The organism is Microvirga vignae (assembly GCF_001017175.1).
In the GTDB taxonomy this organism is placed as follows: domain Bacteria; phylum Pseudomonadota; class Alphaproteobacteria; order Rhizobiales; family Beijerinckiaceae; genus Microvirga; species Microvirga vignae.
Window position 1 is genome coordinate 267,990 of sequence record NZ_LCYG01000032.1, and the last position, 21,568, is coordinate 289,557.

A 21,568-nucleotide genomic window follows, 5' to 3' on the forward strand; every position below is an offset into this window, starting at 1 on the left:
TTTTGGGGCCAATCCGATGCTCTCCTATTAACGAGCGCATCGTTGATGCGGAACCGGAGGTCCGCGTCAGCAAAAACCGGGGCTACTTTTCCGCACGATGCGCTGGAGAATGAGTTGAGTATGGCATCCTCTGCGAACCCAGACCTCTGGTCTGACTTGTCCGACTTAAGCGGCGCGGACGCATGCGCCGCGCTGTTGAAGGTCAATGCGGACATGTTCGTGGCCGCTCCCGCGCGCGACCGCGAAAGCATCGAGACTTTCGAAGCCCTGGCGCTGGGGTTTCTGCCGAAGGCGGACCGCACAACCCTTCTCGAGATCGCACGCATTCTCGCCCCCTGCCCGGACACGCCGCCTTCCGTTCTCGATTATCTGCTCCAGCATACCCCCGAGGCACGCAGCATCATTCCGCGCCACCAACCACCGCCGGCGTCCTTACCTGATGCAATGTATCTCGCAACACCGGCCGGCCGGGTTCATCTTGCCTCGCAGCCTCATCTCGACATCGTGACCATCGAGCGGATTCTCGTGCTTCGGGAAGAAGCGAGCGAGGACATTCTTGCCGCCAATCCTGCCTTCCCATCGTCCAGACCGGCTTTCCGCCAACTGGTGAGGAGCGCCATCGAGCGCCCTGCCCTCGCGCGTATCCTGCTTCAGCGCACCGATCTCACCGCGACACACGAGGCATGCCTCTACCTCGCAGCAGATCGCAAGCGGCGCAGGCTCATCCGAGAGCGTGTCGCGCAGACCGTCGCACAGGGAGCATCTCTCTCCTTCCGCCTGACTGAGCACGATATGGCGGCATTCCTTGCCGCCGCGAAGGATGGCGATATCGCACGCTTCGAGCGCTTGCTGTCGGAAGCCTTCGGCTTTCCCGTCTCGGCGGAGTGGCGCATTCTGCAGATCGGACGCCACCTGCTTCTCGCGCTGGCTTTGAAAGCGCTCGGCTTTTCAGACAAGGACGCGGCACGCATTTTCCTGACCCTTCATCCGGCCCTGTCCTATCCGCTTTCCGCAATCCGCGAGTTGGTGCGTGAGACGCGGGGGAGTTCCGGCGCCGTTGCACTCGTCATCATCGAAATGATCCTGGGCGTGAAGGCGTTCTCGGGAGAGAGCAGAGCGATTTAAGTGTCAGGCGCGAGATCGAGGAAGTGGCGGCCCTCACGATCGTCCACTTCCACGAGCCAGAGATCGGAATCGAAGCGAAGCTCGCGCGCCATTCTCTCCTCCACATCGAGAGGCGTGACGCCCTGAAGGATCGGAGCGAAGAGGCGCTCGTCGCTGTCTTCGAGGAAGAGCTGCGGAGCAGGTCCATAGAGGCTCGCCGTGCCGTCGAGATGATCGACCTTTATGAAAATCGCCCCGGCCTCGGCAGCACCGCGCTTGCGCAACACGGCATCCACGCCTTCCACACCGCAGCGGCGAAAGTAGGCGGAAACCCAGAAATCGGAGCGAAGGCGAGCCATTACTGGACGGCAATGCCCGACAGCGCGGAGAGTTCACGCACTGTGCGCGGGCTGAACGTTCCGGTCACCGGCAGGCGCCTGTCCTGCTCGAAGCGCTGGATCGCCTGGCGCGTTCCAGGCCCCATCTCGCCATCGACCTTCACGCCGTATCCTAAGCGCGCGAGCGCGCGTTGGCCGAAGAGCACGGTCTCACCGCCATCGGACCGCCCCACGTTGGCAGGAGGAGTGGGCACCGGACCACCAAGGCGGATCATTTCCGCGATCGGATCGCGCACCGTCGATGCCCGCGCGGGAGCCGGAGCAGGAGCCTGAACTGCAGCCTGCTGCGTGCGTGCGGGTTGCTGCTGAGGCGCGGCACTGGGCACGCCGTTGTTGCGGATCAGATCGGAGATGGCACTGCGCGATACCGCTCGAGGCGGAGGAGCTGCTTGAGCCGGAGCAGCTTCAACAGCGGCCGGAGCCTGTACGGCAGGCTCCTCGTCGGCAGCCATGTCTTTCGCCTCGGGAACCTCGGCGCCTGGCCGCGCCGGAGGCAAGGGCTGTGCGGACGCAGGCAGCGGCGCAGGAGCGACGGCAACCGCCGGATCGCGATGGGTGAAAAGCGGCGCAGGATGCCGGACATTCTGCAGCAGCAGCGCGTTCCACGCGATCGCGCCGGCACAGCCCGTGAGGAAAACGGCAGCCACCACGCGACCGGGATGGTTCAGTGCCTGCGTGACCAGGCGCTCGCCCAAGCCGATCTTGCGCGGTGGCTGCTTCGCTGCGCGCTTTTGCTGCGAACGCGGCGGAGCCTTCCGCCGCACAACGGCGGGCAGATCGAAATCGTCATCGGACTCGGCAGCGAAAGCGTCACGCACAAGCATCATCCTGTTGTCGAAGGAGCAGCATGATGGTTGGGCGCATCCTCTCCGTGACAAGCCCCGGGCCAATGCCGGAAGTCACGGACGAGAGCATCCAAGGCCGCTCCTCCCTCTTCTTGTCGAAAGCGTGGCAGACGCCCCTTAAGCGAACACTAAAACCATGGTCCCTTCCTTCTCTAAACCATGGCTGCTGACGGGCAAATGAACGTGACCGCAGCCTCAAGCAGAACACGCACCTGATCTTTTCTCTTGAAATTCAAAGACCTTAACAACCTCGTCGCCGGCCGCCGGGTCTTTAACGGTTGATTCATCCTGTTCGCAGGTTGTCAGGCCTTCACCTACGCGCGGCCAGTCCGGCACGTTATGATGCATCACTCTTCGACCCGTTCAGGCAACCAGCAGCCGCCATATGTTTTCGATTCTGCGTTTCGTCGTCATCGTTGGTGTCATTTTTTACTACTCGCCCGTTCGCCAGCGTGGCGAGCGACCGGATCCGCTGCAGGAGTTCTTCGCCCCGAAGACGGTCGCGCAGGCGACCCAAACAACGACGACCTCGCCTGCAGCCGAGGGAACGCCGGGACATTTGGAAACCGTGTGGCAGGCCCTGCCCGGCGGCGCCAAGCAGGCTGTGGTCGACAAGATCCTGACCTCCTCTGGCCTCACGCCCGCCTCCTCGAAGCCCTCCGACACGCTGCAGCCGGGAGACCGTGCGCCCCCGGGACAAAAACCCCGCGGCTGATTCTCAGCCGGCCCGTCGCCAAACGCTTCGACAATGATTATATGAGCGGCAGACAAAGCAGGGATGCCATGCTGCCGACCATTGACGAGATCGTCTCCAATTTCGAGCTGCTCGACGACTGGGAAGAGCGCTATCGCTATGTGATCGAGCTGGGGCGGATGATGGAGCCGCTGCCGGAGGAGGCCCATACCGAGGCGAACAAGGTGAAGGGCTGCGCGAGCCAGGTCTGGCTCGAGACGCGCCTCGACCAATCCAATGGTAGGCCTGTGCTTAACCTCATCGGGGACAGCGACGCCCATATCGTACGCGGCCTCGTGGCGCTCATGATCGCGCTCTACAATGGCAAGACGCCCGAGGAAGCCCTCTCCACCGATGCGCTTGGCCTGTTCAAGGAGCTTGGCCTTGCAGAACATCTGACGCCGCAGCGGTCGAACGGCGTCAGATCCATGGTCGAGCGCATCCGCCGCGATGCGCAGGTCGCCCAAGCGGCTCTCTAAGCTCCGCCTTTAGGCGCGCCCGCCCTCGATCACGACGGCCCGCCAGCTCTTGATCCCGCGCGAAGCCGCAGGTCCCCGTGCGGCGGCTTCGATGCCGTAATGCTCGGCGAGCCTTGCCAAGGCGAGGCGCACCACGATCTTGGCGGAGCGCTGCGGCCATCCCCGCTCGCGTTCGATCTGCTCCAAGCCCTTCAGGAAGCCGCACAGGTCCATGAGCAGATCGCTGAAGTCGGAACCGACTGCATCGAAAGCATGCCGGATGCGCTGGCGCGCAGCGATCATGCGATCGGTCGCCTCCGACGGGGAGACGAAGCCACCTCCTGTGGGCATGGCGTCCCACCGCGCCGTCACCCCCGGCAAGAGGCCAGCCAACGTGATGTCCGTGCGCAGCCGCTCGCCGGCCTGATAGGCGGCCTCGTCGATCATCGGCACCCCATTGCGATCCCTGCGGCGGCGCAGCCAATCGAGAGGGCTCTCTTCCGCATCCATCCGCACCCGTGTCAAACCGACCTTGGTCTGGATCGTGGCGGTAACGGTTTCCCGGTGCTGGTGCAGAAAGGCTGCCTCCGGCACATCCGCGGACGCGCGGCGCAGATAAGAGCGGCCCGCCTCGCTCAGAACCAGCGTCCTTTGTGCCGCTTCGCCATGCTGCCAGCGGGCAAGATCCTGCCGAACGAGCATTTCCGCATCGGCGATTCCGAAACGCCCGGCGCCGACCGATATGCCTGCGCGCTTCCTATGGACGATGACGCTCCCATCATCGGTGGGATCGACCATGACGCGAGTTCCGGCGACGTCGAGCACAGCCAGAAGTCGTCCCGCTTCTCGCCGAAGGGATTCGGACCGTGCCGCCATGGGAACAGGACCGCCTGTTCCCCTTACCCGGTTGACACGACTGTGCTTTTTCGCCTTCCGGCGCGCGGGAACACCTGCAGGAGCAATTGTTTGTTGAACTCGCTCGTTCTCATTTTTGTTCATGTTTTGTTCCTATAAATAAAGAAAGAAAGGACTCGCCCTCCACCACTGATACTGGGCGCTTATTCCTAGCTGTCAATGAGATTCAAATCTGTTGATAAGAGTGAGGATAAGTCAGGCAACACCCCTCTTAGGCCAAGAAACGCCATGAAGACCGCGGTATCCCCGTCGTATCCGAGAACAAAAAAGCCGCCCCGAAGGGCGGCTTCAAAAGGCGTATATCTTACCCGGCTCAGCCGCGCGAGGAGCGGCGCTTCCGGCGCTGCTGGCCGAGACCCATTTCCTTGGCGAGCTCGGAACGAGCCTTGGCGTAGTTCGGGGCGACCATCGGATAATCCACCGGCAGAGCCCACTTCTCGCGGTACTGCTCGGGGGTCATGTTGTACTGAGTGCGCAGGTGGCGCTTCAGCGACTTGAACTTCTTACCGTCCTCGAGGCAGACGATGTAGTCGGGAGTGACGGACTTCTTCACGGGGATGGCAGGCTTCGGAGCCTCGGCCGGGGCTTCGACGGTGCCGCCACCGACTCGCATGAGAGCCGAGTGGACATCGTTGATCAGCGCAGGCAGCTCGCCCGACGGAACAGAATTGTTGCTCACATAGGCCGAGACGATATCCGCAGCCAGCTCAATGTAGTTCGATGCAGCGATATTGTCGCTCATTTTGATTTTCTTCCTTTCCGGCCCACAAGAACAGCTCAAATGCCTTCCGGCCTGATTTTTGAGCAGTCATCGCGCAAGCAATGCTTGCTTCATTCTTGAACCGCACTGTACACGCACAGAAATCGTGCCTGCCCGTTCAGGTATGGCAAATTCGCTCTGAAAACAAGATCATTAAAAGGAAAACTTTGGAAAACTTGGGGTCAACTTTCAAATTGAAATAAACTCAGGTTTAACTAATGCGAAAAGCGGAATCGGCCTTAAGTGGCAGAATATTGAATTCGCGCCCTTTCAGCCAGAAGAAGTAGCTAAAAAGACGGTTACCAAATGGGGTGATCGAATGTCCCAGCGTAACCGGCGGCGGACCCTGCATGGGAAATTCGAGTTATGTATGCATAATCGATCCCGCCTTAGACCCGATCCGGATAGTTTCATGAAACGCGAGCGCCTTCCGTCCCGCCCCCTGCCCCCTGCGCCGATTATCCCCGCAAAACCTTACAGTTCCGAGGTGCATGGGGTCAGGATCCACGACGATTACGCGTGGCTGAAGGCCGAGAATTGGAAGGAGGTGCTCAAGAACCCTGCCGCTCTCGATTCGTCCATCCGTCATAGCCTCGAGCAGGAGAACGCCTATACGGCCGCCGCCTTTGCCGGCACGGAGGATTTCCAGGCTCAGCTCGTGGCCGAAATGCGCGCGCGCATCAAAGAGGACGATTCCTCTGTTCCCGAGCCTGACGGCCCCTTTGCCTATTTCACCCGCTATCGGGAGGGAGGCCAGCACCCCCTCGTCTGCCGACAACCTCGGGACGGCGGCGATGAGACGATCATGCTCGATGGCGATAGCGAGGCCGAGGGTCATGCCTTCTTCGACTTGGGCGGTGCAGACCATTCCCCAAACCATCGGCTTCTGGCCTGGGGCTCGGACGTGAAGGGCTCCGAATACTTCACGATCCGCATCCGGGATCTCGAAAACGGCAAGGACCTTTCCGACGAGGTGCCTCATACCTCGGGCGGCGTCGTGTGGCTCAACGACAGTTCTGGCTTCTATTATGTGGAGCTCGACGAGAATCACAGGCCCGTCAGAGTCAGGCGTCACCTGATCGGCACCGATCCGGCTCGGGATGAGGCGATCTATGAGGAAAAGGACCCGGGCTTCTTCGTGAAGCTCGGAGTGACCCAATCTGATGCTTTCGTGCTGATCGAGGCGAGCGACCATGAAACCTCGGAGGTTTGGCTCCTCGACCGGTCCGATGCCGCCGCCACGCCGCGCCTCGTCGAGGCCCGTACACCCCAGCTGCAATATGACGTGGAGCACCACGGGGATAGCCTGATCATCCTCACCAATGCGGACGGCGCAGAGGACTTCAAGATCGTGACCGCTCCGGTCGCAACGCCAGGGCGCGCCTTTTGGAACGATCTCGTTCCCTACCGGCCGGGCATCATGATCCTCTCCGTCGTGGCGCTCGCCCGCTATCTCGTGCGCCTGGAGCGGGAGAATGCGAGCCCGCGGATCGTGCTGCGTGAGATCGCAACAGGACGGGAGGAGACGATTGCCTTCGCTGAGGAGGCCTATTCCCTCGGCTTCACGCCCGGCTACGAGTTCGACACGGACGTGATCCGCTACCACTACTCGTCGCTCACCACGCCAAACGAGGTGACGGATTACAATCTGCGCACGGGCGGGCGTACCTTGCGCAAACGGCAGGAGGTGCCGAGCGGCCACAACCCCGCCGATTATGTCACGCGCCGTCTGTTCGCCACTGCTCCCGATGGGGAGAAGATACCCATCTCAATCCTGCACCGGCGGGAAATCGCCCTCGACGGCTCGGCTCCCTGCCTGCTCTACGGCTATGGCTCTTACGGCATGTCCATGCCGGCGAGCTTCCGCACGAGTATCCTGTCCCTCGTTGACCGGGGCTTCGTCTATGCCATCGCCCATATCAGGGGCGGCACGGAAAAGGGCTGGCGCTGGTATCTCGACGGCAAGCGCGAGAAGAAGCCGAACACCTTCAAGGACTTCATCGCCAGCGGCGAGGCATTGGTTCAGGCGGGCTATACCTCACGCGGGCGGATCGTGGCCCATGGCGGCAGTGCGGGCGGCATGCTGATGGGAGCGGTCGCCAACATGGCGCCGGACCTCTTCGCGGGCATCATCGCCGAAGTACCTTTCGTTGACGTGCTCAATACCATGCTGGACGCGGAACTTCCCCTCACCCCACCCGAATGGCCGGAATGGGGCAATCCGGCCGCCGACGAAGCCGCTTTCCGGACCATCCTGTCCTATTCGCCTTATGACAATGTGAAACCCCAGGCCTACCCGGCGATCCTGTCGCTCGCGGGCCTCACAGACCCGCGCGTAACCTATTGGGAACCAGCGAAATGGGTGGCCCGTCTCAGAGCCACGATGACGGGAGGCGGCCCGGTCCTACTCAAGCTCAACATGGATGCAGGACATGGCGGAGCCTCCGGGCGCTTCGACCGCCTGGAAGAGGTCGCCCTTGCGTATGTTTTTGCCATCAAATGCATTGAGGGATTTCAGGCCTGATATAACTTATCACTATGGTAAGGTGCAGCCCTGTCGAGAGTGAGCGTACATGAGCAAGCGCGGTAGTTTACCGGCCCCCGATAAAGAGGCTCCTCTCCAGAAGGACCACAAGCAGAGAATTGCGGAGCTTGAACAGCAACTCCGTGAGACGGAGTTGGCCCTGCGCCTGAGCAACGGCAAGCTGCGCATGGCGCTCGACATTGGGAAGTTCGGCTCCTGGGAACACAACCTCGAGACGGGCGAGGTCACGGGCACAGCCGCCTTCAAAGGCTGTCTGGGTCTCAAGCCGGACGCAAAGCTCACGCATGCCGAGTTCCAGGCCATGTTCCATCCGGCCGACTTCGAGCGCATCGAGCAAGCCGTTTCCTATGCGCTTCGCACCAGGACGGATTTCAACATCGAGCACCGTATCCTGAAGGCTGACGGAAACATCGGCCATGTTCATGTGCGCGGTGGTGTGATCTATGAAGGCGACAAGCCTATACGCTTCGTCGGCGTGATGCAGGACATCAAGGAGCGGCAGAAAATCAGAGAGGAAATGGACCAGGCTCAGCGCCGCCAGGAATTCCTCCTCAAGCTCAACGATCAGCTCAGCAATATCGATGACCAGTACGAGATCATGGAGATCGCCGCACGCAATGTGAGCGAGTTTCTGAAGGTCGACACCGCAGGCTACGGCGAAGTCTATGAGGATCGCGGCGTCATCATCGTTGAGCGCGAGTGGTCAAGGGGCCTCATCAGCAATCAAGGCAAGGTTGAAAAGATTGACCAGCATGCCAGCCCGATCCTCGCGGCCTTGAAGCGCGGACAACCTGCCATCATCAACGATGTGAGAACCGATCCTCGCCTGAGTGATCCGGCTCTTCAGACCTCCTACACCACCATCAACGTGCGTTCGGGTTTTGCCGTTCCTCTTCACAAGAATGGACGCTTCATCGCCGAATTCTACGTCTATTCATCGGTGCCTCGGGATTGGACGAGCGATGAGATCGCCCTTGTCGAAGATGTGGCGGAACGCACCTGGTTGGCGATAGAGAAGGTCCGGGCAGAGGCAAAACTTCGCGAAACCGAAGCGCGATTCAATCTCATCGCGGAGTCGCTCCCCGCCCTCGTGTGGATTGTTAAGCCTAACCTGGAATTGACCTACACGAACGAACGATGGGTGACTTACTCGGGCCTGCCCCCTGAAGAGGCTCTCGGACATAGCTGGACAGCTGCCATTCACCCAGACGATTGGGAGAGAATGACCGAGGAGTTGAAACCTGTCATGGCCAATGCAACTCCTTATACGACGGAGGTTCGCTACCGCTCGGCGGAAGGGGAGTATCGTTGGCATATCATCCGGGCGGCACCTGTGCACAACGCCGCCACGGGAGAGTTCAATGGATGGGTCGGCACGAGCGTCGACATCCATGATCTGAAGCTGACGGAAGCAGCGCTGCGTATCAGCGAGGAACGTCTGTCGCTCGCGCAGAGCGCTGCCGGAATTGGCGTGTTCGACTGGGACGTTCCTTCCGGTAAGGTGACATGGACAGCCGAGCAGGAGCGCCTGTTCGGCCTGGAGAAGGGCACGTTCGGGGAAGATTTCTCCAGCTGGGAGGCGAGAGTGCTTCCGGAGGATCTGGAGCCCGCCAACAGGGCCATAACAGAGGCGTTGGCCCGCCATGACCCCGAGATCAACTTGGCCTATCGGATTCAGCGCCCTGACGGAAACATCCGCACGATCGATACAATCGCGGTGTTCTTTTATGACGAAAAAGGCGCTCCGCTGCGCATGGTCGGAGTCAATATCGACATCACACGCTACAAAGAGGCGGAGAATCGCCAAAATCTTCTCATTCGCGAACTCCACCATCGCGTGAAGAACACTTTGGCGACCGTGCAAGCCATCGTGGGCTCGACTGCGCGCACCGCATCCAGCATCGACGAGTTCTATCAAGGATTCGTGGGCCGCATCGTCTCGCTCGCGCGCACCCACAACCTGCTCACCGAAGACCTGTGGCAGAGAGCCGACCTAAAGGAATTGGTGGAGACGGAACTCGGCCCGTACGAAGATGAAACCCGCAATCGCATCCTCATTGACGGCCCGCATGTCGAGCTCCCCTCGGAAGCGGCGGTACCCATTGGCATGGCGATTCACGAGCTCACGACCAACGCTGCCAAGCACGGCGCTTTATCGACCTTCGGCGGACAGGTTGAGGTCCATTGGCATATCGAGCGTAGCGAGGAGCGTCCGACGTTGCAGTTCAGATGGACGGAGCATGGCGGCCCCCGTGTCACAAGCCCAGCTCGCCAAGGCTTCGGCTCACGCCTGCTGCAACGGGTCCTGTCCGCACAGCTGCAAGCTCAGGTGAACATGGACTTCCGGGAAGAGGGGCTCCACTTCACGATGAGCATGCCCATTCCGGGCGAGCCACCCCTTTTCAACCCCGATAAGTAGCACCGCACATTCCCATCGCAGACGGCGAACGCCGCCCTTCGCCGCTGGCATTGGCTTCAGGCTGTTCCAAATGGCGGGAGAGCACACATTTAAAGCTTGGCACGGCATCGGCATTCACACGTCCGGCCTGGTTTAAAAGATCAGAAGGAATCCGCCCATCCGTCCGACGGGGTTGAGGAGACATCATGTTGTTGACCGCAAAACGATCACATCTTCTCGTGGTGGATGTGCAATCCAGGCTCATGCCGGCCATTCACGAGGGCGGCTCCACGCTCAGGAACATCGGCGTGCTGCTGCAGGCGGCCTCTCGGCTCCGCGTTCCCGTAACGGTTACGGAGCAGTACCCGAAGGGACTTGGCCCGACGGTCGGCTCCGTGGCGGACAATCTTCCGGCTGCGGCATCCGTGCTTCCGAAGACGAGCTTCTCCGCGGCCGGAGATCCCACAATGGCGGAGCGCGTCGCCGGGCTTCGCGGCGAGGGGCGCGACCAAATCGTGATCTGCGGGGTCGAGGCGCATATCTGCGTGCTCCAGAGCGCGCTCGGCCTCAAGGATATGGGGCTCGACGTCTTCGTCGTTGCTGATGCGGTTTCGAGCCGCTCACCTCACAGCGTCAATGCTGCTTGTGCCCGTCTGCTTCATGCGGGCTGTCATTGGGTGACCACGGAAATGGTAGCGTTCGAGTGGCTGGAGAGGGCCGCGACTGACGACTTCCGGGCCCTCTCTCCCCTGTTCAAGTAGCGACGGCTCCACCCTCACCGCCCGAGGCGATGAAGGCCTTCAGCTCGTCGAGGGACTGGAAGCGGAACACACCGCCAGGAGTCTGCGCCTCAATGGAGCCATCGGAGAACATCACGTAGGTGTTGTCGCCGGAATTGTAGGTGCCGATGATCGTAGCGCCGGAGCGCGGCTCTTCGGCAGCCTCCTCCTCGCGCGCCGGTTCTTCTGGAGCGGCAGTCTCTTCTTCGGCGAGGACAGGTTCTGGCTCCCGCTCGGTCTCTGGCTCTGGAGCGGAGACAGGCTCGGGCAGCGGCTCGGGAGTACCATCGCTATCAAAGGCGCTCTGCGGCTCCTCCGGCTCCTCCAGCTTGGGCTCGTCGGCAAAGAGCGACGTGTCGTCGTCTGAGCTACGGGCTTCGCTGTAAGTTTCATTGCGCCGCTCGGCCAGGAGGAAATCCGGGACCTTGATTTCGATTTCCTCCTCGGCGCGGTTTCCAACGCTCTCCGTTCTTTCCCTAGGGGGGAAGAGTGGGAAAGGCTCGACTTTGGAGATCTCGTCCTCATCCCGGGTCTCACGAGCCTCGGCGGCTGCCCCCGGCTTATCGCTGTCGGCGAGAAGAGGCAGGTCCGCTTGGCTTTCGTCCCGATCCTTGCTCTCGCCACGGCCGAGAAGCTTGCCCCCCAGGAGGCCGCCCGCAAGGGCAGCCATGGATACACCTGTCGAGGACGATGGCGCCTCCTCCCGCATCTCTTCGTCGATGCGGATCTGCAGGCGGGCAAGTTCAGCCTGAATCTGGGTGAGTCTGGACACAGCCGCCGTGATGCCGAGGAGTAGCGCGCCGCAGGCCGCGCTGAAGCTGCCGGCGATCACCATCACCCAGCCACGTTCTATCAGAACGATGTCCCATCCGAAGAAAGCAGCCAGTAATCCACCCAAGATCATCGCAAAAGCGAGGGCCAGAAGAGCGATGATCATGCCGTCTCCATCATACGCAAACCAAGGTTTTCAAGGGCAAAGCTATGCCTCTATAGGCCAAAGGCAACCTATCGGTAAAGATTGACCAGAAAAAAGTCCGCGTACCAACCGTTGCTCTTGAGCCAGGGGAGCTTTAACTAACGCACACAGGTCGCTCAATCCAAAGGAGACGCCGATGTCGTTCACTCTGCCCGAACTGCCCTACGCCTATGATGCCCTGCAGCCCTACATGTCGCGGGAAACCCTGGAGTTTCACCATGACAAGCACCACGCTGCTTACGTCAACACCGGCAACAATCTGCTGAAAGGCACGGAATTCGAAGGTAAGAGCGTCGAGGAAGTCGTGAAGGGCTCCTACGGCAAGAACCAGGCCCTCTTCAACAATGCCGGCCAGCACTACAATCACATCCACTTCTGGATGTGGATGAAGCCCAATGGCGGCGGCGCGCTTCCCGGCAAGCTCGAGAAAAAGATCGTCGAGGATCTCGGCTCCGTCGACAAGATGAAGGAAGACTTCATCCAGGCCGGCGTCAGCCAGTTCGGTTCCGGCTGGGCCTGGCTTGCCGTGAAGGACGGCAAGATCACGGTCATGAAGACCCCCAACGGCGAGAACCCGCTGGTCCACGGCGCTCAGCCGATCCTCGGCTGCGACGTGTGGGAGCACTCCTACTACATCGATTACCGCAACCGGCGTCCCGACTACATCAAGGCTTTCCTCGACAACCTGGTGAACTGGGAGCATGTCGAGGAGATGTTCGAATCCGCGACGAAGTAAGCGGACATCTCGGTATGTCAGGCGGGCCTCTTCGGAGGCCCGTTTTGTTTTGGTACTACCCGGTTCCGCTTGCCCGCCAGAACTCCGGGCCGGGAATGCACCCTTCCGCCTCAGCGCTGAACTCTGGCCGGATGCGGTTGAGGAAATACATGTCGATCGCGCCGATATGTTTGACGCTCACCGAACCCCGCGCCTCAGCCTCGAACAGGCGCGAGACGTGATGAAACGTACTGGCCGAGATGTTGATGCGCCCCGGCTCGCACGCCTCCTCGAGCCGCTGCGCAACATTCACCGCATTGCCCCAGATGTCATACGTGAAGCGGCGATGCCCAACGATGCCCGCAATCGCAGGACCTGAGTTGATGCCGATGCGCAGTTCCCAAGGTGCAAGACGCAGCCTCTCGCGCTGCCGGTTGGCGCTCCGGATATAGGCCTGCATCTGCAAGGCCGCGAGGCAGGCATCAATGGGATGGGTGCGGTTAGGCATCGGTAACCCACCCGCGCACAGATAAGCATCGCCGATCGTCTTAATCGTCTCCAGCCGATTGCCCGCCGCGATCTCATCGAAGCGTCCGAAATTCTGGTCGAGCTGATTGAGCAGGCGCGCCGGATCGAGCGTTTCGGTGAGTAGCGTGAACTTCTTGAAGTCAGCAAAGAGAATCGTGGTGGCCTCGTGAAAGCGAGGCTCGACCTTGCCGTATTGCTGCAACTCATCAGCTACCGGCTCCGGCAGGATGATGTGCAAAAGCCGATCCGATTGGTCCCTCGCCTCCTCCGCTAAAGCTTTGGCTTGGGCGAGCTCATTCAACAGGGCATTGCGTTCCAGAAGCTGACGCCGCAGTTCCAGAAGAGCCATGGCCTGTTGTGCCAGCCGGCGGACCGCCTCGCGCTGAGACGGCCGCAGCTCCCGCGGCTCGAAGGCCACCACGCACAAAGTGCCGAGAGCATACCCCTCCCGATTGATCAGCGGCATTCCACAATAGAAGCGCAGATGCGGTTCCTGCGTAACAACGGGTAGATCCCTGTAGCGCTCGTGAGCCGTCAGATCGGGAACATAGATGAGATCGTTCGAGCAGACCGTGTGGCTGCAGACCGTGATCTCGCGTGGGCATTCGGTGAAATCGGCGGGCAATCCGTATTTAGACTTCATCCATTGCCGATGCTCATCCACGAGGCTGATCAGGGCGACAGGACAACCGCAAATCTCGGCGGCAAGTTCGGTGACGGCATCGAAGGCGAACTCGGGAGGGGTATCGAGCACCTGATAGAGGGCAAGCGCCGCCAGCCGCTCAGTTTCGTTGCCGGAGGATGCCTCTTGCATCGACCTGCTCCTTAGGCCCCCTCAGCCCCCCGGGTACGCCTGCGCTGCAGCGCCTACCTACTATACTCGTTTTTTGCTGAATTTCAGGGAAAATCCAGGCCTTTGGTTCAAGCGAGGCCGGGGGCGAGCTTTAGTCCCCGCTCCTGCAGCAGGGCGATGAAGGCATCGGACTTGAGATAATCCAGCTCTGCGACACGGCTTTCGACGGCGGGATCGAGGGCCCGCAGTTCGTCATCCGCATAGCCTGGATGGCACATGACGAGCGGCATGGATCCCAAATGGGAGAAAGCCGTCTCGAAAATGCGGTTGGCCGGCGCCGAAAGATCGAAAGGGGCAAAGCCCGAAAAGCCCTGGTTCATGGAAAAGCCGGCAGCCTGCGCCTCCTGGGCAAAGCCTCGCGCAAAGGCTTTGACGATGAGAGCCTTCCCTCGCCCGACAGGACGGCGCAGGATCGAGGCCATTCGGTCAGCGGGATCACGCAGCCAGACGCGACCGGGATAGCCGCGCACCTTCAGCACCTCAAGCAGAGGCTCTCTCACCCCAGGCAGCACATGCACGTGCTGATGCCCGTCAATGAAGGATGGGGTCTCCCCATGGGCCTCTTCGAAGGCATCGAGCTGGCGCGCGATTTCTCCCGCGATCTCGGCCTCATCCAGCTGCCCCTTGAAGGCCTTGGCCAGAATGTCCTTGAGGACCGGAAACCGGCCTTTAGGGGCCAGGCACGGCATCGCCCCTAAAGGAACCCCGGTCGTCAGATTGAGATGTAGGCCGGCCCCGATCCGTCCCTTCAAGGATTTGAGTTCAGGCGCAGCGCGCCGCCAGCCGGGCATATTGGTCATGGCCCCCGTGGCCGAGAGACGGCCCATCTCCGCCAGCTCCGCGATGCCCCCGCTCACGCCATCGCTGAGGCCATAATCGTCGGCGCAGAGAATGACGTTGCGGAAGAATGGCATGGATACCCCTGAAATCGGCTTTGCCGCACCCTAAGCATGATCCGGAACCAGCGGTCCGCGCCAGCGAAAAGTGGGAACCGGGTTTCCGGTGAGATCATGCGGCAATAAGAGGCCCGTCCAACACGCCACATTCTAACATCAAACTGCATATAGGCACTTGAGCAAAGCCGCAAACTCGGCTCTTGATGCGGCCGAACATGAAGGGTCTACAGCCGTGGCGTCGCCAAAGCTCAGCGTCATCATTCCCGTCCATAACGAGAGCGCCAATGTCAGGCCGCTCTGCGAACGCCTGTTTCCGGTTCTGAACCGGATCGGCCTCGCCTGGGAGGTGGTGTTCGTCGATGACGGCAGCCGGGACGATACCCTCGACGTCATCCGCTCCATCAGCACGACAGAGCCCCAGATCGGGGCTGTCTCCTTCAGCCGCAACTTCGGCAAGGAAATCGCCATCGCGGCCGGCCTCGACCATGCCCGAGGCGATGCGGTGGTGATCATGGATGCAGACCTCCAGCACCCGCCGGAGATGATCGAAGCCTTTGTGGAGCGCTGGCAGCAAGGCTACGACATGGTCTATGGCCAGCGCACCGACCGCTCGGACGAGACCCGGGTCAAGCGCGGCTTCGCGCATTTGTTCTATCGCCTCTTCTCGCGCTTTGGTGAAATCAGCTTGCCGGAGGGGGCGGGCGATTTCAGGCTCATCGACCGCAAAGGCGTCGATGTTCTGCGCACCCTGGGCGAGAAAGCGCGTTTCTCGAAAGGGCTTTATGCCTGGATCGGCTTCAAGGATGCTGGCGTTCCCTTCGTGGTGGAGGAGCGCCGCTTCGGAACGTCGAAGTGGAGTTTCCGGAAGCTCTTCCGCTTCGCCTTCGACGGCATCGCAGCCTTCTCCACGGTGCCACTGAGGATCTGGACCTATCTCGGCTTCCTGATCTCGTTCCTGTCGATTGCCGCCGCCCTCTTCTTCTTTGTCAGGACCCTTCTCTTCGGCACCGACCTCCCGGGCTTCCCGAGCCTGATCGTGTCGATCATGTTCTTCTCCGGCATTCAGCTGATGTCGCTCGGCATCATCGGCGAATATGTGGGCCGCATCTTCGCGGAGGTGAAGCGCCGTCCGCTCTACGTGGTGGCTGAGCGGATCGGCGCGACGGCGGAAGTCTCGAATAGCCTCGTTCCCGACAATTACCTGCTGCGTCAGGCCTGACCGATGTTCAAGAAGCTTCTCTCCGTCGGCGGCTGGACGCTTGTCTCTCGCATTACCGGTTTCGTCCGCGACGTAGTGATTGCGGCCGTGATGGGTGTCGGGCCCGTGGCGGACGCATTTTTCGTCGCCTTCCGCATCCCCAATCACTTTCGCGCCATTTTCGGTGAAGGAGCATTCAACAACGCCTTTCTTCCCACCTATGCGCAGGTGCTCGAAACAGAGGGCAAGGCGCGCGCCACGTCGTTCGCTAGTCGCATCACGACCCTGATGCTGATCGTGCAGATCGCACTGCTGCTCGTGGCGTTCTTCGCGATGCCTTTCGTCGTGTCGCTTCTGGCTCCGGGCTTCTCGAACGATCCCGCAAAGTTCGACCTCGCCGTCACGCTGACGCGGATCACCTTTCCCTATCTGCTGCTGATCACCATCGTCACGATCTATTCCGGCATCCTGAACGCCCATGACCGGTTCGCGGCAGCCGCCGCTGCGCCAGTCCTCCTCAATATCTTGATGATCGTGGCGCTGGCGGCGGTGTTTCTGTTTCCGAATGCAGGATATGCAGCGGCCTGGGGCGTCACCGCCGCAGGCGTCTTTGAATTGCTGCTGGTCTGGATGTCGGCGCGTCGGATCGAAGTTTCTCCCGGCCTGGAAAAGCCGCGCATCGACGTCGCCATGAAGCGTTTCTTCAAGGCTCTCGGCCCTGCCGTAATCGGCTCCGCCGGCGTGCAGCTCGCAATCTTTGCCGACACCATCATCGCATCGTTCCTGCCCACAGGCGCGGTCTCGTCGCTCTATTACGCCGACCGTCTCTATCAACTTCCCCTCGGCGTGATCGGCATTGCTGCGGGCACCGTGCTGCTGCCCGAGATGAGCCGCCGCATCGCGGCCGGTGATGAAGCAAGCGCCTATGCCGCGCAGAACCGCACGGTGGGTCTCACGCTGGCTCTGGCCGCTCCATTCCTCGTCGCCTTCCTGGTGATGCCAGACCTCATCATGTCCGCCCTCTTCCAGCGCGGCGCCTTCGATGCCGAGGCAGCACAGCGCGCGGGCGCTGTCCTGGCAGCCTATGGCCTCGGCCTTCCCGCCGCCGTACTGATCCGCTCCGCGGTGTCCAGCTTCTATGCCCGCTCCGACACCACGACGCCGCTGGTCGCCTCGCTCACGGCGGTGGCCGTGAACATCCTCGTGAAGGTCCTGCTGATGGACACTTACGGCGTGGTGGGACTTGCCCTTGGCACAGCCATCGGCGTGTGGACCAATCTGATCCTGCTCTTCATGCTCGCCTATCGGCGCGGCTGGACAGCGCCGAGTCGCCCGTTGGCCAAGACCTGCCTGGCCATCGCAGCGGCAAGCGTTCTCCTTGCCGCCTTCGCCTGGTTTGCACCCGCACCTCTGGAGCGCTGGGCCGCTCTCCTCCCCCTGTGGCGAAACGAAACGCTGCTGGGTGCGCTTGGGCTCATCGGCGCACTGATTTACGGCGGTGTCCTGCTCGCCGGAATGAAAGTCATGGGCGTGAAACTCGCGCGCCGCTGAAGGACAAGGTGAACAACTCCCGCTCCGCGGCGACCCCGCGCAGCCGATGGCGACCAAGAGGCTGGACAGGAACCGGGCTGACCGATGCCACGCTCTCTGACATGATGACGGAGCACCCGAGCGGCTGGCAGAGAGCCTCCATGCGGCTCGCCTCGTTCACGGCAGGCCCAATCACGGTGAAATCGAGCCGACCTGCAGCGCCGATATTGCCGTAGAAAACGTCTCCACAATGGAGGGCAACGTCGAGATCGAGCGAGGTTTCAGCGGCCCGAAGGCGATTGACGGCGGCATTCCGCTCAAGTGCTGACTGTGCCGCACGGATGGCAGAAGCGCAGGCCTCCTCCCGCGTGCGCTCTGCCGTGATGGGGAAAGCGGCAAGAACGCCATCACCCATAAATTTGAGCACCTCGCCACCCTGCTCCGCCACAGGCTCCACCATGGCCTCGAGATGTTGGTCGAGCCGGGCGATCAGGTCCATTCCGGCCGTGTCGGCGAGGGTCGTGAACCCCCGCAGATCGGCAAAGAGCAAGGCTGCCGTGAGTGTCGTTCCAGAGCCGCGCCGGATTTCTCCGCTGAGCACCCGACGCCCGGCTGAGAGGCCGACATAGGTATCGAGCATATCGACTGTCAAATTGAGCAGGGTGATGCGATAAGCCGCCAATCCCAACAGAGGCAGAACGGCATCGATGCGGGCGATTTCATCCGGCAGGAAACCGCCTGCGCGATCACTGGAAAACGAGACTGCGATACCTCGAAGGTCGGGAGCCGTCGTGTTCTCGAAGCTGATCAGGCGTGCAAGGTAATCCGTGCCCCCGTCGCGCCTCACATCATCAAAAACCTCGAAGGGCTGTGTCTCGAGATCCTCAAGCCGCCAATGCTGCTCCATCAATCCGGTGCGCAGCATGTACCCGAAGGGGCTGATTTCGAAAGCACCATCATTGCGCTCATGTGACACGCCTTCGACCAGGATGCCTGACATGCGGGTCCAGACATGATTGTAGACGCGAAAGGTCGGGTTGACCGTCGGCAGGGCCATGTAAGCCCTGAGCAAGGGAATGCCCTCCCCGACCAACCGCTCGGCACAGCCCGACAGAAGCGCGCCGACGGTGGAGCCCTTGAAGCCCTGTTCGATGATCCAGCTTTCGAGATTCGACATGCGTGCAGCTTATAGCATCTCTTGCGAGATGCCTCCCCTGCCGACGCGATGAATTCAGCGGCTGGCGTGGCGGGTCACGCCCAAGGTGCCCGCAATCTCCGTCAGCAGCTTGCGCCTCGCGGCCAATGCAAAGGGTTGCGTCTCGTCCGCGATTTCCACGAACGAACCCGGCCCTCCAATCACGTTCTGTGCATAGTAATCCTCAAGCGGCATGCCGCCGGGGCCGCCAGGACGTCCGCTGCCGGGGCGGCGGATCGCAAGTGCGTTGATGGTAAACCCTTTTGCGAGTGCATCGGCCCGCGCGCTCTCAATCGAGCGTCCACCCATGTTCGGTCCATCGCCAGATACATCGATGACTTTCCGCGTGCCCTCGTGCGAATTCTGTTCCACGAGGCGCACGGAGAAATCGATGGCGTTGGAGATGGAATTGTAACCGGTGGCACCACGCGGCGCACTCATGAGCTTGTCGGCGAAGATCCTCGCACTCGGTTCATCCCGGATCACATGCCAGTCGACGATCAACACCTGCGAGCTCGGCCCGCCCCATTCCATATAAGACACGGCAATGGCGCCGGCAGGCCCATCCTTAATGCCGGCCAATACCTCGGGACTCGTGAGCGCATCGGCCCAGCCCTTTCGCTGCAGGCGAAGCTCATCATTATCGATGGACCCGGAGCCGTCGGCGGCGAAGACGAGTTCGAGATCCACGGGCTCCGCAAATACCGGTATCGTCAGAAGGCCAAGGACAAAGAGGCTGTTCAGGATCAGGCGCATCGCAGGCTCCAGGAGAGGGCACGATGCTGGAGCCACTTAGGGCGCAAGCGAGATAGAACCGCTAGGAGAAGTTCACAACTCCGTCATGGCCGCACTTGGTTTACGGCAACCACGTCTTGAAATCGCTGCGTCTGAAGACGCGGATGCCCGGGACTGATCCCCGGATCAAGTCCGGGGACGGGCACGACGGGAGGATGTATCAAGCCGCCTTGCTGACGGGCTGGGAATGAGCGTAGGCCCAGTAGAGCTCACGGGCGCGGCGGTAGAACGGGCCAGGCTGGAGATCGCGGTTGTCGATGCGCAGCACCGGCATTACCTTGGAATAATTGCCCGAGATGAAGATCTCGTCCGCCGCGGCGAAATCCTCGTAGCGCAGCGTGGCCTCGACCACGGTCACGCCATCGTCGCGCAGGAGCCGAATCACACGCTGGCGGGTGATGCCATTGAGGAAAGTGCCATTCGGATATGGCGTATAGACCACGCCCTCCTTCGCCATAAACACGTTGGAGGTGCCGGTCTCGGCCACGTTGCCCAAAGCGTCACAGACGAGCGCGTTGTCGAAGCCCTTCTCCTTCGCCTCGCGGATCACGCGGGCATTGTTAGGATAAAGGGCACCCGCCTTCGAGTCGGTAGGCATGGATTCCAGCGTCGGGCGGCGGAAGCTCGACTTCATGACCGACATTCCACCCGGCACCGGCATGGGTGCCTCGAAGAGCGACAGGCAGAACTGGGTCGATTCCGGATCGGGCGCGATGGTGGCCAAGCCCTCGACCTCACCCCAATACATGGGCTTCACGTAGAGTGCCGTGCCGGGAGCGAACTTTTTCACGCCCTCTCGCACCAGCTCGACGATCACCTTGGGATCCATGGTGGGCTTGAGACCGATCGTGGTGGCCGAGCGGTTCACGCGGGCGCAGTGCAGGTCCATGTCGGGCATGACGCCCTCGAACACGCGCGCACCGTCGAATACGGACGAACCAAGCCAGGATGCATGGGAACGTGGCCCGATGAGAGGCGGGTTGCCCTCCTGCCATGCGCCGTTGAACCAGTTCCAGGTCTGCGAATACCAAGCCACGTTCTCGATCCTTTGGGTCAGAATACCTGCCTATCGAATCCTTTTGGGTAGCATACGTCAATCGTTTGGCAGGCTTTAGGGAGATAAAGTCTTGTGATGAAATGCATGAAAGAGGATGATTATTCCCGTTAAATTGGCCCTGCCCTCGTTCCCGGACCGCAAACATGTCGCCGCTTTCCATCATCCCAGCCGATACGAAAGCCGTCGTGTTCGATGCCTATGGAACATTGTTCGATGTTCACTCGGCCGTCGCCCGCCATGCAGCGCAAGTCGGTGGGGAAGCTGGGCGCCTTTCCGAAATCTGGCGCGCCAAGCAACTCGAATATTCCTGGGTGCTGTCGCTGTCCGAACGGTATGTGCCTTTCTGGTCCCTCACGGAGCAGGCGCTCGATTACGCCTTCACCCGTTGCCCGACCGTGGATCTCTCCTTGCGTCCCCTGCTGCTTGATGCCTATCGCAGCCTCGCTGCCTATCCGGACGTGAAGACGACCCTCAGCGCCCTGCGCGCACGGGGCCTGCGCACGGGAATTCTCTCGAACGGTGATCCAGCCATGCTGAGCACCGCGGTTGCCTCAGCCGGTCTCACCGGCGAGTTCGACACCGTTCTATCCGTCGAAACGGCGAAGGTCTTCAAGACGAGCCCCGACGCCTACCATGTCGCGCTCGAAGCTTTATCCCTGAATGCGGACGAAATCGTCTTCGTCTCATCCAACCGCTGGGACATTGCGGGAGCCTCCGCTTTCGGCCTCATTCCCATCTGGGTGAACCGGCTCAACATGCCGGATGAATATCCGGAATTCCCTCCCCGTGCGGTCATCGACTCGCTTGAAGGGCTGTTGTGATGCCCGTCATGGCCGTCCCCGGACTTGATCCGGGGATCTGTCCCGGCCATCCACGCCTTGAACGGGTAA

At 61.2% G+C, this 21,568-nt stretch carries 20 protein-coding genes; 10 read left to right on the forward strand and 10 right to left on the reverse strand.

Annotation, left to right across the window (positions count from 1 at the left end):
* The first annotated feature begins 120 nt into the window (after nt 1-120).
* Nucleotides 121-1,125 (forward strand): hypothetical protein, encoded by a 1,005-nt coding sequence (locus AA309_RS13835; protein WP_150117549.1) that lies wholly within the window; start codon nt 121-123, stop codon nt 1,123-1,125.
* Here the strand turns inward: AA309_RS13835 and AA309_RS13840 are convergent.
* Both AA309_RS13840 and AA309_RS13845 read right to left on the reverse strand, forming a co-directional pair.
* The gene (locus AA309_RS13840) at nt 1,122-1,463 is read right to left on the reverse strand and encodes a DUF1491 family protein (RefSeq protein ID WP_047189555.1); all 342 of its coding nucleotides are present in this window, start codon (nt 1,461-1,463) and stop codon (nt 1,122-1,124) included. The two genes, AA309_RS13835 and AA309_RS13840, sit on opposite strands and share 4 nt — an antisense overlap.
* A complete protein-coding gene (locus AA309_RS13845) occupies nt 1,463-2,320 on the reverse strand; it encodes a peptidoglycan-binding domain-containing protein (protein WP_160310465.1) in 858 nt (285 codons plus the stop codon). Before AA309_RS13845 ends, AA309_RS13840 begins: the two co-directional genes overlap by 1 nt.
* A 412-nt stretch (nt 2,321-2,732) precedes the next feature.
* Between AA309_RS13845 and AA309_RS13850 the strand changes: the two genes are divergently transcribed.
* Nucleotides 2,733-3,062, forward strand: coding sequence for a hypothetical protein (locus tag AA309_RS13850; protein WP_047189556.1), 330 nt, complete (start codon nt 2,733-2,735; stop codon nt 3,060-3,062).
* Between the two features lie 68 nt (nt 3,063-3,130).
* The gene (locus tag AA309_RS13855; protein WP_047189557.1) at nt 3,131-3,559 is read left to right on the forward strand and encodes a SufE family protein; all 429 of its coding nucleotides are present in this window, start codon (nt 3,131-3,133) and stop codon (nt 3,557-3,559) included.
* A 9-nt stretch (nt 3,560-3,568) separates the two neighbouring features.
* Here AA309_RS13855 and AA309_RS13860 read toward each other — a convergent pair whose 3' ends face one another.
* Nucleotides 3,569-4,414 carry a DUF6456 domain-containing protein gene (locus AA309_RS13860; RefSeq protein ID WP_047189558.1) on the reverse strand — a complete coding sequence of 282 codons (846 nt, stop codon included), beginning with the start codon at nt 4,412-4,414 and terminating at the stop codon, nt 3,569-3,571.
* A gap of 352 nt (nt 4,415-4,766) precedes the next feature.
* The gene (locus AA309_RS13865; protein WP_047189559.1) at nt 4,767-5,195 is read right to left on the reverse strand and encodes a Ros/MucR family transcriptional regulator; all 429 of its coding nucleotides are present in this window, start codon (nt 5,193-5,195) and stop codon (nt 4,767-4,769) included.
* Between the two features lie 430 nt (nt 5,196-5,625).
* Here AA309_RS13865 and AA309_RS13870 point away from each other — a divergent pair, with 430 nt between their 5' ends.
* The 3 genes from AA309_RS13870 to AA309_RS13880 all read left to right on the forward strand — a co-directional run bounded on the left by AA309_RS13870 (nt 5,626) and on the right by AA309_RS13880 (nt 10,917).
* Nucleotides 5,626-7,737: a S9 family peptidase gene (locus AA309_RS13870; protein WP_047189560.1), complete on the forward strand. Its 2,112-nt coding sequence runs from the start codon at nt 5,626-5,628 to the stop codon at nt 7,735-7,737.
* Nucleotides 7,738-7,786: 49 nt separating this feature from the next.
* Nucleotides 7,787-10,177 (forward strand): PAS domain-containing protein, encoded by a 2,391-nt coding sequence (locus AA309_RS32020; RefSeq protein WP_052954712.1) that lies wholly within the window; start codon nt 7,787-7,789, stop codon nt 10,175-10,177.
* Nucleotides 10,178-10,362: 185 nt separating this feature from the next.
* Nucleotides 10,363-10,917, forward strand: coding sequence for a hydrolase (locus AA309_RS13880; RefSeq protein ID WP_047189561.1), 555 nt, complete (start codon nt 10,363-10,365; stop codon nt 10,915-10,917).
* Here AA309_RS13880 and AA309_RS13885 read toward each other — a convergent pair.
* Nucleotides 10,910-11,872, reverse strand: a complete 963-nt coding sequence (locus tag AA309_RS13885; RefSeq protein ID WP_047189562.1) for a hypothetical protein — start codon at nt 11,870-11,872, stop codon at nt 10,910-10,912. The genes AA309_RS13880 and AA309_RS13885 overlap by 8 nt on opposite strands.
* A 175-nt stretch (nt 11,873-12,047) precedes the next feature.
* On the opposite strand from AA309_RS13885, the gene AA309_RS13890 reads away from it, so the two are divergent.
* Entirely contained in the window at nt 12,048-12,647 is a 600-nt protein-coding gene (locus AA309_RS13890) for a superoxide dismutase (protein WP_047189563.1), read from the forward strand.
* A gap of 55 nt (nt 12,648-12,702) precedes the next feature.
* Here AA309_RS13890 and AA309_RS32025 read toward each other — a convergent pair whose 3' ends face one another.
* Nucleotides 12,703-13,968, reverse strand: coding sequence for an adenylate/guanylate cyclase domain-containing protein (locus tag AA309_RS32025; RefSeq protein WP_052954713.1), 1,266 nt, complete (start codon nt 13,966-13,968; stop codon nt 12,703-12,705).
* Nucleotides 13,969-14,075: 107 nt separating this feature from the next.
* Complete coding sequence (locus AA309_RS13900; protein ID WP_047189564.1) at nt 14,076-14,921, reverse strand: ChbG/HpnK family deacetylase; 846 nt, start codon at nt 14,919-14,921, stop codon at nt 14,076-14,078.
* A gap of 214 nt (nt 14,922-15,135) precedes the next feature.
* On the opposite strand from AA309_RS13900, the gene AA309_RS13905 reads away from it, so the two are divergent.
* Nucleotides 15,136-16,122: a glycosyltransferase family 2 protein gene (locus AA309_RS13905; RefSeq protein WP_047189565.1), complete on the forward strand. Its 987-nt coding sequence runs from the start codon at nt 15,136-15,138 to the stop codon at nt 16,120-16,122.
* 3 nt (nt 16,123-16,125) lie between these two features.
* Nucleotides 16,126-17,652 (forward strand): murein biosynthesis integral membrane protein MurJ, encoded by a 1,527-nt coding sequence (gene murJ, locus AA309_RS13910; protein ID WP_047189566.1) that lies wholly within the window; start codon nt 16,126-16,128, stop codon nt 17,650-17,652.
* Here the strand turns inward: murJ and AA309_RS13915 are convergent.
* The 3 genes from AA309_RS13915 to AA309_RS13925 all read right to left on the reverse strand — a co-directional run bounded on the left by AA309_RS13915 (nt 17,624) and on the right by AA309_RS13925 (nt 20,657).
* Nucleotides 17,624-18,808, reverse strand: a complete 1,185-nt coding sequence (locus AA309_RS13915) for an adenylate/guanylate cyclase domain-containing protein (RefSeq protein WP_052954714.1) — start codon at nt 18,806-18,808, stop codon at nt 17,624-17,626. The genes murJ and AA309_RS13915 overlap by 29 nt on opposite strands.
* A 54-nt stretch (nt 18,809-18,862) precedes the next feature.
* The gene (locus AA309_RS13920; RefSeq protein ID WP_047189567.1) at nt 18,863-19,582 is read right to left on the reverse strand and encodes a DUF1194 domain-containing protein; all 720 of its coding nucleotides are present in this window, start codon (nt 19,580-19,582) and stop codon (nt 18,863-18,865) included.
* A gap of 199 nt (nt 19,583-19,781) precedes the next feature.
* A complete protein-coding gene (locus AA309_RS13925) occupies nt 19,782-20,657 on the reverse strand; it encodes a branched-chain amino acid aminotransferase (RefSeq protein WP_047189568.1) in 876 nt (291 codons plus the stop codon).
* 164 nt (nt 20,658-20,821) lie between these two features.
* Here AA309_RS13925 and AA309_RS13930 point away from each other — a divergent pair, with 164 nt between their 5' ends.
* Nucleotides 20,822-21,499 carry a haloacid dehalogenase type II gene (locus AA309_RS13930; RefSeq protein ID WP_047189569.1) on the forward strand — a complete coding sequence of 226 codons (678 nt, stop codon included), beginning with the start codon at nt 20,822-20,824 and terminating at the stop codon, nt 21,497-21,499.
* Nucleotides 21,500-21,568: the final 69 nt, after the last annotated feature.

Bases quoted from the DNA above. Each gene is read 5' to 3' on its own strand.
- AA309_RS13835 (WP_150117549.1), top strand. From the start codon at position 121: ATGGCATCCTCTGCGAACCCAGACCTCTGGTCTGACTTGTCCGACTTA.
- AA309_RS13840 (WP_047189555.1), bottom strand. From the start codon at position 1,463: ATGGCTCGCCTTCGCTCCGATTTCTGGGTTTCCGCCTACTTTCGCCGC.
- AA309_RS13850 (WP_047189556.1), top strand. From the start codon at position 2,733: ATGTTTTCGATTCTGCGTTTCGTCGTCATCGTTGGTGTCATTTTTTAC.
- AA309_RS13855 (WP_047189557.1), top strand. From the start codon at position 3,131: ATGCTGCCGACCATTGACGAGATCGTCTCCAATTTCGAGCTGCTCGAC.
- AA309_RS13860 (WP_047189558.1), bottom strand. From the start codon at position 4,414: ATGGCGGCACGGTCCGAATCCCTTCGGCGAGAAGCGGGACGACTTCTG.
- AA309_RS13865 (WP_047189559.1), bottom strand. From the start codon at position 5,195: ATGAGCGACAATATCGCTGCATCGAACTACATTGAGCTGGCTGCGGAT.
- AA309_RS13870 (WP_047189560.1), top strand. From the start codon at position 5,626: ATGAAACGCGAGCGCCTTCCGTCCCGCCCCCTGCCCCCTGCGCCGATT.
- AA309_RS32020 (WP_052954712.1), top strand. From the start codon at position 7,787: ATGAGCAAGCGCGGTAGTTTACCGGCCCCCGATAAAGAGGCTCCTCTC.
- AA309_RS13880 (WP_047189561.1), top strand. From the start codon at position 10,363: ATGTTGTTGACCGCAAAACGATCACATCTTCTCGTGGTGGATGTGCAA.
- AA309_RS13885 (WP_047189562.1), bottom strand. From the start codon at position 11,872: ATGATCATCGCTCTTCTGGCCCTCGCTTTTGCGATGATCTTGGGTGGA.
- AA309_RS13890 (WP_047189563.1), top strand. From the start codon at position 12,048: ATGTCGTTCACTCTGCCCGAACTGCCCTACGCCTATGATGCCCTGCAG.
- AA309_RS32025 (WP_052954713.1), bottom strand. From the start codon at position 13,968: ATGCAAGAGGCATCCTCCGGCAACGAAACTGAGCGGCTGGCGGCGCTT.
- AA309_RS13900 (WP_047189564.1), bottom strand. From the start codon at position 14,921: ATGCCATTCTTCCGCAACGTCATTCTCTGCGCCGACGATTATGGCCTC.
- murJ (WP_047189566.1), top strand. From the start codon at position 16,126: ATGTTCAAGAAGCTTCTCTCCGTCGGCGGCTGGACGCTTGTCTCTCGC.
- AA309_RS13915 (WP_052954714.1), bottom strand. From the start codon at position 18,808: ATGTCGAATCTCGAAAGCTGGATCATCGAACAGGGCTTCAAGGGCTCC.
- AA309_RS13920 (WP_047189567.1), bottom strand. From the start codon at position 19,582: ATGCGCCTGATCCTGAACAGCCTCTTTGTCCTTGGCCTTCTGACGATA.
- AA309_RS13930 (WP_047189569.1), top strand. From the start codon at position 20,822: ATGTCGCCGCTTTCCATCATCCCAGCCGATACGAAAGCCGTCGTGTTC.